Annotated in this window: 28 protein-coding genes; all 28 read right to left on the bottom strand. The window is 45.4% G+C overall.

The features are described 5' to 3' along the window. Positions 1-12: 12 nt before the first annotated feature. Genes rpsM through rpsJ form a run of 28 tightly spaced genes read right to left on the bottom strand, consistent with a single transcriptional unit; the run spans position 13 to position 12,988 of the window. Positions 13-378 carry a 30S ribosomal protein S13 gene (gene rpsM, locus NIE88_RS16795; RefSeq protein WP_253063888.1) on the bottom strand — a complete coding sequence of 122 codons (366 nt, stop codon included), beginning with the start codon at positions 376-378 and terminating at the stop codon, positions 13-15. A gap of 18 nt (positions 379-396) precedes the next feature. Then, complete coding sequence (gene rpmJ, locus NIE88_RS16800) at positions 397-510, bottom strand: 50S ribosomal protein L36 (RefSeq protein WP_010024581.1); 114 nt, start codon at positions 508-510, stop codon at positions 397-399. A 32-nt stretch (positions 511-542) separates the two neighbouring features. Further along, the gene (gene infA, locus NIE88_RS16805; RefSeq protein WP_010024579.1) at positions 543-761 is read right to left on the bottom strand and encodes a translation initiation factor IF-1; all 219 of its coding nucleotides are present in this window, start codon (positions 759-761) and stop codon (positions 543-545) included. Between the two features lie 8 nt (positions 762-769). Next, complete coding sequence (locus NIE88_RS16810) at positions 770-1,078, bottom strand: KOW domain-containing RNA-binding protein (RefSeq protein WP_253063889.1); 309 nt, start codon at positions 1,076-1,078, stop codon at positions 770-772. Between the two features lie 16 nt (positions 1,079-1,094). Beyond that, positions 1,095-1,844 (bottom strand): type I methionyl aminopeptidase, encoded by a 750-nt coding sequence (gene map / locus NIE88_RS16815; RefSeq protein WP_253063890.1) that lies wholly within the window; start codon positions 1,842-1,844, stop codon positions 1,095-1,097. Further along, positions 1,841-2,494 carry an adenylate kinase gene (locus NIE88_RS16820; protein WP_253063891.1) on the bottom strand — a complete coding sequence of 218 codons (654 nt, stop codon included), beginning with the start codon at positions 2,492-2,494 and terminating at the stop codon, positions 1,841-1,843. The genes map and NIE88_RS16820 overlap by 4 nt, the downstream gene beginning before the upstream one ends. A gap of 33 nt (positions 2,495-2,527) precedes the next feature. After that, positions 2,528-3,817: a preprotein translocase subunit SecY gene (gene secY, locus NIE88_RS16825; protein ID WP_253063892.1), complete on the bottom strand. Its 1,290-nt coding sequence runs from the start codon at positions 3,815-3,817 to the stop codon at positions 2,528-2,530. Continuing rightward, positions 3,817-4,257, bottom strand: a complete 441-nt coding sequence (gene rplO / locus NIE88_RS16830) for a 50S ribosomal protein L15 (RefSeq protein WP_253063894.1) — start codon at positions 4,255-4,257, stop codon at positions 3,817-3,819. Before rplO ends, secY begins: the two co-directional genes overlap by 1 nt. A gap of 36 nt (positions 4,258-4,293) precedes the next feature. Beyond that, a complete protein-coding gene (rpmD, locus tag NIE88_RS16835; protein ID WP_253063896.1) occupies positions 4,294-4,482 on the bottom strand; it encodes a 50S ribosomal protein L30 in 189 nt (62 codons plus the stop codon). Positions 4,483-4,495: 13 nt separating this feature from the next. Beyond that, complete coding sequence (rpsE, locus tag NIE88_RS16840; protein WP_253063898.1) at positions 4,496-4,996, bottom strand: 30S ribosomal protein S5; 501 nt, start codon at positions 4,994-4,996, stop codon at positions 4,496-4,498. An 18-nt stretch (positions 4,997-5,014) separates the two neighbouring features. Beyond that, positions 5,015-5,377 (bottom strand): 50S ribosomal protein L18, encoded by a 363-nt coding sequence (gene rplR, locus NIE88_RS16845; RefSeq protein ID WP_253063900.1) that lies wholly within the window; start codon positions 5,375-5,377, stop codon positions 5,015-5,017. A gap of 38 nt (positions 5,378-5,415) precedes the next feature. Next, complete coding sequence (rplF, locus tag NIE88_RS16850) at positions 5,416-5,952, bottom strand: 50S ribosomal protein L6 (RefSeq protein ID WP_253063902.1); 537 nt, start codon at positions 5,950-5,952, stop codon at positions 5,416-5,418. 27 nt (positions 5,953-5,979) lie between these two features. Continuing rightward, positions 5,980-6,378: a 30S ribosomal protein S8 gene (rpsH, locus tag NIE88_RS16855; RefSeq protein ID WP_253063904.1), complete on the bottom strand. Its 399-nt coding sequence runs from the start codon at positions 6,376-6,378 to the stop codon at positions 5,980-5,982. A 33-nt stretch (positions 6,379-6,411) separates the two neighbouring features. Further along, positions 6,412-6,597, bottom strand: coding sequence for a type Z 30S ribosomal protein S14 (locus NIE88_RS16860; RefSeq protein WP_093674131.1), 186 nt, complete (start codon positions 6,595-6,597; stop codon positions 6,412-6,414). Between the two features lie 20 nt (positions 6,598-6,617). Then, entirely contained in the window at positions 6,618-7,160 is a 543-nt protein-coding gene (gene rplE, locus NIE88_RS16865; RefSeq protein ID WP_253063906.1) for a 50S ribosomal protein L5, read from the bottom strand. A gap of 31 nt (positions 7,161-7,191) precedes the next feature. Beyond that, complete coding sequence (gene rplX / locus NIE88_RS16870; RefSeq protein WP_253063965.1) at positions 7,192-7,500, bottom strand: 50S ribosomal protein L24; 309 nt, start codon at positions 7,498-7,500, stop codon at positions 7,192-7,194. A gap of 44 nt (positions 7,501-7,544) precedes the next feature. Continuing rightward, positions 7,545-7,913, bottom strand: a complete 369-nt coding sequence (gene rplN / locus NIE88_RS16875) for a 50S ribosomal protein L14 (protein ID WP_253063908.1) — start codon at positions 7,911-7,913, stop codon at positions 7,545-7,547. A gap of 42 nt (positions 7,914-7,955) precedes the next feature. Further along, positions 7,956-8,228, bottom strand: coding sequence for a 30S ribosomal protein S17 (gene rpsQ, locus NIE88_RS16880; RefSeq protein WP_253063910.1), 273 nt, complete (start codon positions 8,226-8,228; stop codon positions 7,956-7,958). Between the two features lie 16 nt (positions 8,229-8,244). Beyond that, positions 8,245-8,448, bottom strand: coding sequence for a 50S ribosomal protein L29 (rpmC, locus tag NIE88_RS16885; protein ID WP_253063912.1), 204 nt, complete (start codon positions 8,446-8,448; stop codon positions 8,245-8,247). After that, a complete protein-coding gene (rplP, locus tag NIE88_RS16890) occupies positions 8,438-8,872 on the bottom strand; it encodes a 50S ribosomal protein L16 (protein ID WP_253063914.1) in 435 nt (144 codons plus the stop codon). The genes rpmC and rplP overlap by 11 nt, the downstream gene beginning before the upstream one ends. Before the next feature lie 2 nt (positions 8,873-8,874). Continuing rightward, entirely contained in the window at positions 8,875-9,534 is a 660-nt protein-coding gene (gene rpsC / locus NIE88_RS16895) for a 30S ribosomal protein S3 (RefSeq protein WP_253063916.1), read from the bottom strand. A 3-nt stretch (positions 9,535-9,537) separates the two neighbouring features. After that, complete coding sequence (gene rplV / locus NIE88_RS16900; protein ID WP_253063918.1) at positions 9,538-9,879, bottom strand: 50S ribosomal protein L22; 342 nt, start codon at positions 9,877-9,879, stop codon at positions 9,538-9,540. Positions 9,880-9,897: 18 nt separating this feature from the next. After that, positions 9,898-10,179, bottom strand: a complete 282-nt coding sequence (rpsS, locus tag NIE88_RS16905) for a 30S ribosomal protein S19 (RefSeq protein WP_253063920.1) — start codon at positions 10,177-10,179, stop codon at positions 9,898-9,900. 38 nt (positions 10,180-10,217) lie between these two features. Next, complete coding sequence (gene rplB, locus NIE88_RS16910) at positions 10,218-11,051, bottom strand: 50S ribosomal protein L2 (RefSeq protein ID WP_253063922.1); 834 nt, start codon at positions 11,049-11,051, stop codon at positions 10,218-10,220. Positions 11,052-11,079: 28 nt separating this feature from the next. Continuing rightward, entirely contained in the window at positions 11,080-11,370 is a 291-nt protein-coding gene (rplW, locus tag NIE88_RS16915; RefSeq protein ID WP_253063924.1) for a 50S ribosomal protein L23, read from the bottom strand. Beyond that, complete coding sequence (rplD, locus tag NIE88_RS16920) at positions 11,370-11,993, bottom strand: 50S ribosomal protein L4 (protein ID WP_253063926.1); 624 nt, start codon at positions 11,991-11,993, stop codon at positions 11,370-11,372. The genes rplW and rplD overlap by 1 nt, the downstream gene beginning before the upstream one ends. A gap of 17 nt (positions 11,994-12,010) precedes the next feature. Continuing rightward, positions 12,011-12,649 (bottom strand): 50S ribosomal protein L3, encoded by a 639-nt coding sequence (rplC, locus tag NIE88_RS16925; protein ID WP_253063928.1) that lies wholly within the window; start codon positions 12,647-12,649, stop codon positions 12,011-12,013. 30 nt (positions 12,650-12,679) lie between these two features. Beyond that, entirely contained in the window at positions 12,680-12,988 is a 309-nt protein-coding gene (gene rpsJ, locus NIE88_RS16930) for a 30S ribosomal protein S10 (protein WP_010024543.1), read from the bottom strand. Positions 12,989-13,106 lie beyond the last annotated feature (118 nt).

Below are 13,106 nucleotides of genomic sequence, written 5' to 3' on the forward strand. Positions count from 1 at the left end.
AACCTCCTTTACTTATTTCTTTTTACCAGCCATCGTGCGCTTCGGACCTTTACGCGTACGTGAATTGTTTTTTGTGTTTTGTCCGCGTACCGGCAGACCCCTGCGGTGGCGGATACCTCTATAGGAACCAATTTCAATAAGTCTCTTGATGTTCAGAGAAACTTCGCGGCGAAGATCACCTTCAACGCGGTAGTGGTCAACCACTTCACGAATACGTGTCTGTTCTTCCTCAGTCAGATCGCGTACACGTGTATCTTCGGAAACGTTGGCTTCCGCCAGAATTTTCTTGGCGGTAGCAAGACCAATGCCGTAGATATAGGTCAGAGAAATAACCACGCGTTTTTCTCTTGGAATATCGATACCTGCAATACGAGCCATACGTCAGAGCACCTCCTTTTAACCTTGTCTTTGTTTATGTTTTGGATTTTCACAAATCACCATGACTACACCTTTACGGCGGACAATCTTGCACTTTTCACACATCTTTTTAACTGATGGTCTTACCTTCATTACTGAACCCTCCTTCTTGCACCGCAGAGCAATTATTTATGCCTGAACGTAATGCGGCCGCGCGACACATCATATGGCGACAGCTCGACCGTTACTTTATCTCCCGGCAAAATGCGAATGAAATGCATACGGATCTTGCCGGATACATGAGCTAAAATCTTATGGCCATTCTCCAATTCCACACGAAACATTGCATTAGGCAGTGGCTCGATAACGGTGCCTTCAACTTCAATGACATCTTCCTTAGCCATCGGCTGACTCACCCTTCCCTCTTGTTACTGATTTTTCCATCCAAAAAATGAGCGATGGCAAAACGCAGCTTTCCGTTTGTCACGCGTCCGACATCGCGCAGACTTTTCTGTACTTCGACAGATATATATTTTTGAAGTTCAAGATGGCTGATGTTCTTCTTTTTTGCATTGTCAAACTTTCTCTTATCACCATCTGCAATTTCAACAAAACGATGATCGATAAGCCGCACAATAACAAAATAAGAACCCGATTCTTTTCCCTTCAGCACGCGTGCGAGCTGACCGGGAACAGGTAAAGGGGCTTGATCACTACTCATCAATCATCACCTTCACTTATTGCTTTGTCAAGATTTCATTTCCATTTTCCGTAATGACAATCGTATGTTCAAAATGAGCACACGGTTGTCCGTCCTGGGTCATCAAAGTCCAGTCATCATCTTCAACCATCCAGATATCGCGGCTGCCTTCATTGACTAAAGGTTCAATCGCCAGCACCATTCCGGTTTTCAAAATAGGGCCCAGACCGGATCTGCCGAAATTCGGTACATCCGGCTCTTCGTGAAGCGCACGCCCAACACCATGACCCGTTAATTCACGTACGACGGAAAATCCATTTGACTCGGCACAGCTTTGAATCGCATGGGAAATATTCGATAGCCGTGCTTTCGGCTTTGCTTCGGCAATTCCCTTATACAACGATTCTTCCGTCGTTTCCAGAAGTCTTCGGGTCGTCTCAGAAATCGTGCCCACGGGGAAAGTCCAGGCGGAGTCTGCATGAAAGTCTTCATACTTGGCACCAATATCGATACTGATTATGTCTCCGTCCTGCAGAACATAGGAACCGGGAATGCCATGGGCTAATTGATTATTGACGGATGTACAGATACTGCGCGTGAAACCGTCATATCCTTTAAATGATGGTTCAGCTCCCGCATTCCTTATCAAGCGCTCTGCCAGCGTATCGAGTTCAATGGTCGATAGGCCGGGACGAATAGTCTGGCGCAGGGTTTCCAGCGTTCGTGCGACTATTTTTCCCGCAATGCGAATCCTATTGATTTCTTCAATCGTTTTCCGCGTAATCACTTAGCAAGGTCGCTCAAGATCTCTGAAACTTCATGGAAAACATCATTAATATCCTGCTCCCCATTAATTGTTTGCAAAGATCTCTTTGCTTCATAAAAGTCGAGCAGCGGCTGCTGCTGACGCATATTCACCTGCAGTCGTTCATGAACAGTCGCTTCATTGTCGTCTGCGCGCTGTTTCAAAGCACCGCCGCACTTGTCACAAATTCCTTCTTTCACAGGAGGATTGAAGATCAGGTGATACGTTGCTCCGCATTCGGAACAGATTCTGCGGCCTGTAAGACGAGCAAGCAGTTTCTCAGGATTAACACGAATATAGAGAACCGCATCAATCTTCTTTCCTTTTTCCTCCATCATTTGATCGAGTGCTTCCGCCTGCTCAACCGTCCGAGGAAAACCATCAAGAAGGAACCCTTTATTCGTATCGTTCTCAGACAAGCGTTCATTGACAATGCCGATGGTTACTTCATCGGGAACAAGCGCGCCTTGATCAATAAATGACTTTGCCCGTTTTCCGAGTGGTGTGCCACCCTTAATCGCCGCGCGAAACATGTCACCGGTTGAAATATGGGGGTAACCGAACTTATCAACAATCCGCTCTGCCTGAGTGCCTTTGCCGGCACCAGGAAGTCCCATTAAAATAAGATTCATCGTACTCCTCCTGACTCATTCACCGTCACTGCCTTACCTTTTCCTGATAAAGCCTTGATAGTTCTTTTTGACCAACTGGCTCTCAATACGCTTCATTGTATCAAGTGCAACACCGACAACGATCAGCAAGCTTGTTCCGCCGATTCTTGCGCTCGCCGGCAGACTGCCTATTTCGCCGAACACAATCGGAAGAAGTGAGATCACTGCAAGAAAAATGGCACCTAAGAATGTCAGGCGGTAGAGAATCGTTGTAATAAATTTCTCTGTATTTTTCCCCGGACGAATCCCCGGGATATAACCGCCTTGTTCGCCAAGGTTTTTTGCCATTTTTTCCGGGTTGACCTGGACAAATGTATAGAAATAGGTAAAGGCAATAATCAGTGCCGCGTAAATGATCATCCCATAAACCGTTGAATAATCGAACACGCGGATAATCCACGCAGTCACATTATTCTGTGGAAAGAAACGGGCAATCGTCGGCGGTGTGATCATCAGTGAGATTGCAAAGATAACCGGGATAACTCCGGCAGCATTGACCTTGATCGGCAAATGTGTCGGCTCCGCACTGTATGTCTTCGTACCAATTGTCCTTTTCGCGTATTGAATCGGAATTTTTCGCGTCCCTTGCTGCACAAAAATGGTTCCGACAACAATCAACAAAACAATAACGACAATGGCAAGCAATCCAAGTACTTCCATAAATGTGTTGGTTGACGCTGCAAACCGCTGAGTATAAATCTGGCTGATGGCCGTAGGAATTCGAGCAACGATTCCGGCAAAGATAATAATGGAAATGCCGTTTCCTACTCCATAGGCAGTAATCTGATCACCCAACCATACGAGAAAAGCCGTACCGGTTGTCAGTACCAAAGCAATGATTAGAAAGGTCCAAATCGTTGGATCGCTTACCAATCCTTGATAACTGTTACTGAACGTGTAGGAAAGTCCAAGTGCTTCAACAAAGCCGAGAACGATCGTTCCATACCTTGTCAGCTGATTCAGTTTACGCCGTCCCATTTCTCCCTGCTTCGACCATTCAGTCAATTTCGGTACAACATCCATCTGCAGCAGCTGCACAATAATGGAGGCCGTAATGTAAGGCATGATGCCCATAGAGAAAATGGAGAAGTTCTCCAGCGCGCCACCACCAAAAGTGTTGAACAAGCCAAAGGCGCTTGAATCGCTGATATTGATCATCTCTGTATTAATATCCGGAACAGGAATGAATGTCCCGATCCGAAATATAATGAGCATAAGCAGTGTGAATACTATTTTACGGCGAATTTCGGCTTCTCGCCACATACTGGAAAGTACTTGAAACATCAAATCACCTCAATGTTTCCGCCGGCAGCTTCAATCGCTTCTTTAGCAGAAGCGGAGAATTTATGCGCCTTAACTGTCAATTTAGCCTCAAGTTTGCCTTCGCCTAAAATCTTAACGCCGTCGTTTAATTTCCGAATGACTCGCTTTTCAAGAAGCAATTCCGGTGTGATTGCTGTTCCATTTTCGAAACGATTCAGTGTTTCAACATTAACAATAGCGTAGATTTTACGTGTCGGGTTCTTAAAGCCCTTCTTCGGCAGCCTTTGAAGCAATGGATTCTGTCCGCCTTCAAATCCAAGGCGTACCCTGCCGCCCGAACGAGCTTTCTGTCCTTTTTGTCCTCGACCAGATGTTTTGCCAAGTCCTGAACCGTAGCCGCGCCCTACTCTTTTGCGAGCAAAACGAGAGCCCTCAGCCGGTTTCAATTCATGAAGTTTCATCTTGGCACCTCCTTATTCTCAATTTCACTTTCAAAATCAATCATTCAGTTCGCGAACCGCCAAAAGATGAGAGACTTTGTTGATCATGCCGCGAATTGCCGGATTGTCATCTTGAACAACGGTTTGATATGTCTTCCTAAGACCAAGCGTTCTTACCGTCACGCGTTGCGATTCAGGACGGCCGATCACGCTATGTTTGAGGGTAATTTCCAATTTGTTCGCCAATTTTGTTCCCCCCTTATCCAAGCAGTTCTTCTACTGATTTGCCGCGCAGTTTTGCCACTTGCTCTACACGTTTCAGGCTTTGCAATCCTTCAACAGTCGCGCGAACCATATTGATCGGATTGTTTGATCCGAGAGACTTCGAAAGAATGTCGCCCAGTCCGGACAATTCGAGTACAGCACGGACAGGACCGCCGGCGATAATTCCGGTACCTTCGGAAGCCGGTTTCAGCAGCACACTGCCGGCGCCTGAATGACCTGTTACTTGATGAGGAATAGTTGTGTTTACGATCGGAACATTAAATACGTTCTTTTTCGCATCTTCAATTGCTTTACGAATGGCTTCAGGTACTTCATGAGCCTTTCCCTGGCCATAACCTACATTGCCTTTTTTGTCGCCAACGACAACCAGTGCTGAAAAACGGAACCGGCGTCCGCCTTTAACTACTTTCGCTACTCGGTTGATTGTTACGACGCGTTCTTCAAATTCTGATTTATTGCGATCATTATTAGCCATGGATTCCCCTCCTTAATGTTAAAATTTAAGTCCTGCTTCCCGGGCGCCTTCGGCTACGGCCTGAACACGTCCGTGATAGATGTAACCGCTGCGGTCAAAAACAACCGCTTCGATTCCTTTTTCCAAAGCACGTTCGCCAATCAGTTGGCCGACTTTTTTTGCTGCAGCAACATCGCTGCCTTTTTCAAGATCGAATGCTTTGTCGATTGATGAAGAAGAAACGATCGTTATACCCTTCGAATCATCAATCAATTGTGCATATATATTCTTGGAAGAACGAAAAACATTTAAACGCGGACGTTCCGCAGTACCCACGATACGGTGGCGTACATGAAGATGTCTTTTCTGACGAAGCGCGTTTTTGTCTTTTTTGGTAATCATACAGTCTGTCGCTCCTTTCTCGTAGAAATTGAACTCAATTACTTACCTGTTTTGCCTTCCTTGCGACGTACTTTCTCGCCTTCATAGCGAATACCTTTGCCCTTGTAGGGTTCAGGTGCACGAACGGAACGGATGTTAGCAGCGACTTCGCCGACGCGCTGTTTGTCAATTCCCGAAACAGAAATCTTGTTGTTACCTTCAACAGCAATGTCGATTCCTTCTTCAGGAACGATTTCTACTGGGTGAGAGTAGCCAACGTTAAGTACCAGATTCTTGCCTTGTTTGTTGGCACGGTAACCAACGCCGACAAGTTCCAATTTCTTAACGAAGCCCTTTGTTACACCCTCGACCATGTTGCTGATCAAGCTGCTCGTCGTACCGTGCAAAGCACGGTGCTGATTCGAATCATCAGGTCTTTCAACTTTTACTTCATTTTCTTCCTGCTTGATAATCATATCCGGATGAAATTTTCGGGATAATTCACCTTTCGGCCCTTTGACTGTTACAATCTGACCGTTAATCGTAACCGTTACGCCATCAGGAACAGCAGTCGGTCTTAATCCTATACGAGACATTAGGACACCTCCATTCTTGTTTGCTCATTACCAAATATATGCAAGCACTTCTCCGCCAACTTTTTGCTGACGTGCTTCTTTATCCGTAATAACACCTTTTGATGTTGAAACAAGCGCAATGCCGAGACCGCCAAGAACTTTCGGCACCTCGTCTGCCTTCGCATACACACGAAGACCTGGCTTGCTGATTCTTTTCAAACCGGAAATTACTCGTTCTTTGCTGCCACCGTATTTCAGAATTAGTCGAAGCACACCTTGTTTGTTGTCTTCAATGTATTCAACGTCCTTGATGAATCCTTCACGTTTCAGGATCTCAGCAATTTCTTTCTTGATTCTGGAACCTGGCAGCTCAATCTGTTCATGGCGAACAATATTGGCGTTGCGAATGCGGGTCAGCATATCTGCAATCGGATCTGTCATGACCATGCAAATCGACCTCCTTCCCTATCACTTAAAATTTTACCAGCTAGCTTTTCTAACACCTGGGATTTGTCCTTTATGGGCAAGTTCGCGAAAACAAATTCTGCATAATTTGAATTTCCTAAGAACCGAATGAGGACGTCCGCAGCGTTCACAGCGTGTGTATTCCTGCACTTTGAATTTTTTTGGGCGGTGTGACGAAACAAGCATTGATTTTTTTGCCAAAATTCATATCCTCCTTGCGATTATTTTTTTACGAACGGCATGCCTAGCAGTGTAAGTAATTCTGCTGCTTCTTCATCTGTGTTGGCAGATGTGACGATAACGATGTCCATACCGCGTACTTTATCAACTTTATCATAGTCAATTTCAGGGAAAATCAATTGTTCACGAATACCCAGCGTATAATTTCCGCGGCCGTCAAATGCCTTCTTTGAAACACCACGGAAATCACGTACACGAGGAAGTGCAACGGTGACCAGCTTGTCAAGAAAATCGTACATACGATCTTTTCTAAGGGTTACCTTTGTTCCAATCGCTACACCTTCGCGAAGCTTGAACGCAGCGATTGATTTTTTAGCACGTGTAATTACCGGTTTCTGACCGGACAATGCAGTCAGATCTTCTACAGCACTATCCAGTGCCTTCGAATTATGAACAGCCTCACCGACACCCATATTAATGACTACTTTTTGAATGGACGGCACCTGCATTACCGATGTATAGTTAAACTTTTCAACTAAAGCCGGAACAACTTCCTTTTCATACTTTTCTTTGAAACGGCTCATGTATATTTACCTCCTTTCACAGACAATCCGTTTACTCGATAACTTCGCCTGATTTTTTAGAAACTCGAACTTTTTTTCCGTCTACTATTTTATGACCTACGCGTGTAGGTTCATTTGTCTTTGGATCAAGCAGCATAACATTTGATACGTGAATTGGCGCCTCTTTTTCAAGAATGCCGCCTTGCGGAGCCGCCTGGCTCGGCTTCGAGTGTTTTTTGACGATGTTGACACCTTCAACAAGCACGCGTTCCTTTGCCGGATAAGCTGCAAGAATCACACCTTGTTTGCCTTTATCCTTGCCAGAAATGACTTGAACCTTATCGCCTTTTTTCACATGCAGTTTTGCCATGTTAAATGCCACCTCCTTTTCCTAACCATTCAGAATTACAATACTTCCGGTGCGAGAGAGACGATTTTCATGAATTGCCCGTCACGCAGTTCACGGGCAACCGGCCCAAAGATACGTGTGCCGCGCGGACTCTTGTCTTCTTTAATTAATACAACGGCATTCTCATCAAAGCGGATGTAAGAACCGTCCGTGCGTCGAACACCGTGTTTTGTGCGAACGACAACAGCTTTTACAACTTCGCCTTTCTTAACAACGCCACCTGGTGTTGCTTGTTTGACCGTAGCAACAATAAGATCACCGATATTAGCGGTTTTACGACCGGATCCTCCCAGAACCTTAATGGTAAGAACTTCACGAGCTCCTGAGTTGTCGGCAACTTTCAAACGGCTTTCCTGCTGAATCATAACGTACAACCTCCTTTCAATCTCCGAACACATTCGGACAGATCAGATAATAACGGATTCCTCAACAATTTTTACAAGACGAAAACGTTTATCTTTAGAAAGCGGACGAGTTTCGCTAATTTCAACGATATCGCCGACTTTAGCCTGATTATTTTCATCATGTGCCTTGAACCTCTTGGAAAACTTCACATGCTTTCCATAGAGACGGTGGTTCTTGTATGTCTCAACGAGCACAGTAATGGTCTTATCCATCTTGTCTGAGACAACGCGACCAACCAATACTTTACGGGCGTTCGTGCGTGTTTCTTCTGCCATTCAAATAACCTCCTTCTCAGCCGTTTTGAACATTTAATTCACGTTCATGCAAAATTGTCTTTGCGCGGGCAATGGATTTGCGGACTGCGCGAATGCGAGCCGGATTCTCCAATTGTCCCGTAGCGAGCTGGAAACGCAGATTAAATAATTCTTCTTTCAAAGACTTGACATTTTCCTCAACTTCAGCAGTGGTCAAATTACGAATTTCCTCAGCCTTCATTTGCGTCACCACCCACTTCTTCGCGTTTCACGATTTTCGTTTTAATAGGCAATTTGTGGCTCGCAAGTCTTAAGGCTTCGTTTGCCACTTCTTCACTAATGCCACCGACTTCAAATAGAACACGGCCGGGCTTAACAACAGCTACCCATCCTTCAGGTGCACCTTTACCGGAACCCATTCGAACATCAAGAGGTTTCTTTGTATACGATTTTTGCGGGAAAATTTTGATCCATACTTTTCCGCCACGTTTCATAAAACGTGTCATGGCAATACGTGCCGCTTCAATCTGACGACTGCTGATCCATGAGGATTCCAGCGCCTGCAAACCGTATTCACCGAACGTTACTGAAGCGCCGCCCTTAGTCTGACCGCGCATTCTTCCGCGGTGCTGTCTGCGATACTTTGTACGTTTAGGCATTAACATAATTATTTGCCTCCTTTCTTATTTGTCGTTCCTTTCGTCGGAAGAATTTCTCCGCGATAAATCCATACTTTTACACCGATTCTGCCATAAGTAGTTGCTGCTTCAGCAGTGCCATAATCAATGTCGGCACGGAGCGTATGAAGCGGAACCGTTCCTTCACTGTAATCTTCCGTACGCGCCATATCTGCACCGCCAAGGCGTCCGGCACATTGCGTTTTAATCCCTTTTGCCCCTGCCCGCATTGCTCTTTGCAGTGTTTGTTTTTGTGCGCGTCTCCACGAAACACGGCCTTCGAGCTGCCGAGCAATGTTTTCAGCAACAAGCTTAGCATCAAGATCCGCTTGCTTAATTTCAAAAATATTTACATGGACGCGTTTGCCTGTAAGATCATTCAAAGCTTTTCGAAGGTTTTCAACTTCAGAACCGCCTTTGCCGATGACCATACCCGGTTTCGCTGTTTTAATGGTTACATTAATCCGGTTCGCTGCACGTTCCAGTTCAATACCGGAAACAGCGGCGTCTTTCAGTTTCTTTTCGATATATTGACGAATTTTAATATCTTCGTGAAGATAGGTTGCATATTCTTTATCAGCATACCATTTGGATTCCCAATCGCGAATGACTCCGATTCTGAACCCGGTAGGATTAATTTTTTGACCCACGCGTTATCCCTCCTTCTTTTCCGATACAATAATTGTAATATGGCTGGTACGTTTGTTGATTTTGCTTGCACGTCCCTGGGCGCGTGGGCGGAAGCGTTTCAAAGTGGCCCCTTCATCAACAAATGCCTGCTCTACATACAAGGTATCTGTATCCATATCATAGTTATGTTCCGCATTAGCAATAGCGGATTTCAATACTTTTTCAATAATCGGGGATGCTGCTCGCTGTGTATTTTTCAGCACAGCAATGGCATAGCCGACATCCTTGCCCCTGATAAGATCGATAACAAGTCGTGCCTTACGAGGAGCAATACGAATTTGTTTAGCGACAGCTTTTGCTTGCATCAAAAGTTCCTCCTTTCGTTAGCGTGCACTTGTTTTCTTATCAGAGGAGATGTGTCCGCGATAAGTTCTAGTCGGAGCAAATTCTCCAAGTTTATGTCCTACCATGTCTTCCGTAACATACACCGGCACATGCTTGCGTCCGTCATAAACAGCAATGGTGTGACCGATGAATTCCGGGAAAATGGTCGATCTGCGTGACCATGTTTTAATGACTCTTTTTTCGTCTTTTTCATTCAGGCGGGCAACTTTTGTCATCAAGTGATCATCGACAAAAGGTCCTTTTTTCAGGCTTCGGCTCATGAGTAGGCCTCCTTCCAAAATAAAATATCTATCCAGCATTATTTCTTTTTACGGTGTCTGATGATGAATTGTTCAGAAGCATTCTTCTTCTTGCGTGTCTTGTAGCCCATCGTCGGTTTGCCCCATGGAGACATTGGTGATTTTCGTCCGACTGGAGCCTTGCCTTCACCACCACCATGCGGATGGTCGTTCGGGTTCATTACAGAACCGCGGACTGTTGGACGAATTCCTTTCCAGCGGGAACGTCCTGCTTTACCGACAGAAACAAGTTCATGTTCCAGGTTGCCGACTTGACCGATCGTCGCACGGCATGTTTCGAGAACCATACGTACTTCACCAGACACAAGGCGAATAAGTACATATTTTCCTTCTTTGCCAAGAATCTGGGCGGAAGTTCCTGCGGAACGAACGAGTTGTCCGCCCTTCCCCGGTTTTAATTCAATATTGTGGATCGTGGTACCTACCGGAATGTTTTTCAGTGGAAGCGCGTTTCCGACTTTAATGTCGGCATCGGCGCCCGACAGAATCTGAGTTCCAACTTCAATACCCTTAGGAGCAAGAATGTAGCGTTTTTCGCCGTCTGCATAGTGAACAAGAGCAATGTTGGCCGTACGATTCGGATCGTATTCAATCGTTGCGATCTTACCTGGTACGCCATCCTTGTTGCGTTTGAAATCAATAATACGGTATTGACGCTTGTGGCCGCCGCCTTGATGCCGAACCGTCAGTCTGCCTTGATTGTTTCGTCCGGCCTTCTTTGGCAACGACTTCAGCAATGATTTTTCCGGTGTATCCGTTGTAATTTCTGCGAAATCAAGTGAAGTCATATTTCTACGACCATTGGTTGTCGGTTTGTACTTTTTAAGTGGCACGATTAATAACCTCCTTCTTTAATATTCCTTATTCGCCTTCGTAAAAGTTGAGTTCTTTGCTTTCCGGCGTTAAAGTGACGATCGCTTTCTTACGTTTATTTGTATAGCCTGAATAGCGGCCATAACGTTTCGGTTTACCTTTTACGTTCAACGTATTGACTTTGACAACTTTAACATCAAAGATGGCTTCCACAGCGCGCTTGATTTCAGACTTATTCGCCTTCGTATCAACATCAAATGTGTATTTCTTGTCGGCCATCTGACCAGTTGTACGCTCAGTCAGTACAGGGCGCTTTATAATATCACGAGGATCCTTCATTATCCAAGCACCTCCCCAAGCTTTGCCGCAGCTTCCTTGGTGACGATCAGCTTGTTGTGCGCAACGACATCAAGAACGTTGACTTCGTTTGCAGCAAGCACCTTTACACCAGGAAGGTTGCGGGATGACAAAACAGCCGTTTCATCAACATCGTTTGTGACAATCAGCGCTTTGTCTGAAACAGACAAGCTGTTCAGTAAAGCAACAATTTCTTTCGTTTTCGGAGCTTCAATCTTCAGTGTATCCAGTACGATCAGATCATTTTCTCCTGCCTTGCCGGACAGTACCGACTTAATGGCAAGTCTGCGCACTTTCTTGGGCAATTTGTAGGCATAGCTACGCGATGTAGGCCCGAATACCGTACCCCCGCCAACCCATTGTGGTGAGCGGATGGAACCCTGACGCGCACGGCCGGTTCCCTTTTGTTTCCACGGTTTGCGGCCACCACCGCGTACGGCAGAACGATTTTTTACAGCATGTGTTCCTTGGCGTTGAGAAGCCTGTTGCATGACAACTGCTTGGTAAACAACATGTTCATTAGGTGTAATGCCGAATACAGCGTCTGCCAATTCAACAGTTCCAACTTCAGCGCCTTTTTGATCAAATACAGTTACTTCTGGCATGGAAGCATCCTCCCTTCTTATTTAGCTTCTTTTGCTTTGAGTGCGGATTTTATAACAACATAGCTCTTCTTGGCGCCTGGTATATTGCCGCTGATAAGAATCAATTTGCGTTCCGAATCAACTTTTGCAATGACTAGGTTTTCAACAGTAACCGTTTCGCCGCCCATACGTCCGGCTAATTTCTTGCCTTTGAAAACGTGAGCAGGATCGATAACACCCATGGAACCGGGACGACGGTGGTAACGGGAACCGTGAGTCATCGGTCCGCGAGACTGATTGTTTCTCTTAATCGGGCCTTGATAGCCTTTACCTTTTGACGTACCGGTCACATCGACAACTTCACCGGCCTTAAACGTGTCAGCGGTTATCTCCTTACCCAATTCGTAATCATCTAAATTTACATTACGGATTTCTTTAATGAAGCGCTTAGGTTCAGCTTTTGCTTTTTCAGCATGTCCCTTTGCCGGTTTGGTAATTCGTGATGCCTTTGCATTATCAAAACCGATCTGTACAGCTTCGTAGCCGTCTGTTTCAATTGTCTTCTTTTGAAGAACAACATTGTCAGATACGTCGACAACCGTAACAGGGATCGCATCGCCGTTTTCAGCAAAAATCTGAGTCATGCCGATTTTCTTGCCTAAGATTCCTTTGCTCATCCGTAACACCTCCTGTTTGTTCTAAATGAATTATAATTTGATTTCAATGTCGACACCTGAAGGCAGATCCAATCTCATCAATGAATCTACGGTCTGGGGTGTAGGCTCAACAATATCAACTAAGCGTTTGTGAGTGCGCATTTCGAATTGTTCACGTGAATCTTTGTATTTGTGTACCGCACGCAAAATCGTATAAATCGATTTTTCGGTAGGAAGCGGAATCGGTCCGGATACTTTAGCACCTGAACGTTTTGCCGTTTCCACAATTTTTTCAGCGGATTGATCCAAAATACGGTGATCATATGCCTTTAAACGAATGCGAATCTTTTGCTTTGCCATGGTGTATTCCCTCCTTTTTTCGTCCATTTTTCAAAAATAGACTTGCTCCGCGAAAATTTCCAGATAGCCCGCCTTGGCAAAGGAGCCGGGTGTATCTGCAACCTTCCGCATCATTGCC

It is taken from the genome of Sporolactobacillus shoreicorticis, from assembly GCF_024125445.1.
Classification (GTDB): domain Bacteria; phylum Bacillota; class Bacilli; order Bacillales; family Sporolactobacillaceae; genus Sporolactobacillus; species Sporolactobacillus shoreicorticis.

What these genes read in the sequence shown, in the direction of transcription:
- rpsM (WP_253063888.1), bottom strand. Translation starts at nt 378, where the DNA reads ATGGCTCGTATTGCAGGTATCGATATTCCAAGAGAAAAACGCGTGGTT.
- rpmJ (WP_010024581.1), bottom strand. Translation starts at nt 510, where the DNA reads ATGAAGGTAAGACCATCAGTTAAAAAGATGTGTGAAAAGTGCAAGATT.
- infA (WP_010024579.1), bottom strand. Translation starts at nt 761, where the DNA reads ATGGCTAAGGAAGATGTCATTGAAGTTGAAGGCACCGTTATCGAGCCA.
- NIE88_RS16810 (WP_253063889.1), bottom strand. Translation starts at nt 1,078, where the DNA reads ATGAGTAGTGATCAAGCCCCTTTACCTGTTCCCGGTCAGCTCGCACGC.
- NIE88_RS16820 (WP_253063891.1), bottom strand. Translation starts at nt 2,494, where the DNA reads ATGAATCTTATTTTAATGGGACTTCCTGGTGCCGGCAAAGGCACTCAG.
- secY (WP_253063892.1), bottom strand. Translation starts at nt 3,817, where the DNA reads ATGTTTCAAGTACTTTCCAGTATGTGGCGAGAAGCCGAAATTCGCCGT.
- rplO (WP_253063894.1), bottom strand. Translation starts at nt 4,257, where the DNA reads ATGAAACTTCATGAATTGAAACCGGCTGAGGGCTCTCGTTTTGCTCGC.
- rpsE (WP_253063898.1), bottom strand. Translation starts at nt 4,996, where the DNA reads ATGGCTAATAATGATCGCAATAAATCAGAATTTGAAGAACGCGTCGTA.
- rplR (WP_253063900.1), bottom strand. Translation starts at nt 5,377, where the DNA reads ATGATTACCAAAAAAGACAAAAACGCGCTTCGTCAGAAAAGACATCTT.
- rplF (WP_253063902.1), bottom strand. Translation starts at nt 5,952, where the DNA reads ATGTCTCGTATAGGATTAAGACCGACTGCTGTTCCTGATGGCGTAACG.
- rpsH (WP_253063904.1), bottom strand. Translation starts at nt 6,378, where the DNA reads ATGGTCATGACAGATCCGATTGCAGATATGCTGACCCGCATTCGCAAC.
- rplE (WP_253063906.1), bottom strand. Translation starts at nt 7,160, where the DNA reads ATGAGCCGTTTCAAAGAAAAGTATGAAAAGGAAGTTGTTCCGGCTTTA.
- rplN (WP_253063908.1), bottom strand. Translation starts at nt 7,913, where the DNA reads ATGATTCAGCAGGAAAGCCGTTTGAAAGTTGCCGACAACTCAGGAGCT.
- rpsQ (WP_253063910.1), bottom strand. Translation starts at nt 8,228, where the DNA reads ATGGCAGAAGAAACACGCACGAACGCCCGTAAAGTATTGGTTGGTCGC.
- rpmC (WP_253063912.1), bottom strand. Translation starts at nt 8,448, where the DNA reads ATGAAGGCTGAGGAAATTCGTAATTTGACCACTGCTGAAGTTGAGGAA.
- rplP (WP_253063914.1), bottom strand. Translation starts at nt 8,872, where the DNA reads ATGTTAATGCCTAAACGTACAAAGTATCGCAGACAGCACCGCGGAAGA.
- rplV (WP_253063918.1), bottom strand. Translation starts at nt 9,879, where the DNA reads ATGCAAGCAAAAGCTGTCGCTAAACAAATTCGTATTGCTCCTCGTAAG.
- rpsS (WP_253063920.1), bottom strand. Translation starts at nt 10,179, where the DNA reads ATGAGCCGAAGCCTGAAAAAAGGACCTTTTGTCGATGATCACTTGATG.
- rplW (WP_253063924.1), bottom strand. Translation starts at nt 11,370, where the DNA reads ATGAAGGATCCTCGTGATATTATAAAGCGCCCTGTACTGACTGAGCGT.
- rplD (WP_253063926.1), bottom strand. Translation starts at nt 11,993, where the DNA reads ATGCCAGAAGTAACTGTATTTGATCAAAAAGGCGCTGAAGTTGGAACT.
- rplC (WP_253063928.1), bottom strand. Translation starts at nt 12,649, where the DNA reads ATGAGCAAAGGAATCTTAGGCAAGAAAATCGGCATGACTCAGATTTTT.
- rpsJ (WP_010024543.1), bottom strand. Translation starts at nt 12,988, where the DNA reads ATGGCAAAGCAAAAGATTCGCATTCGTTTAAAGGCATATGATCACCGT.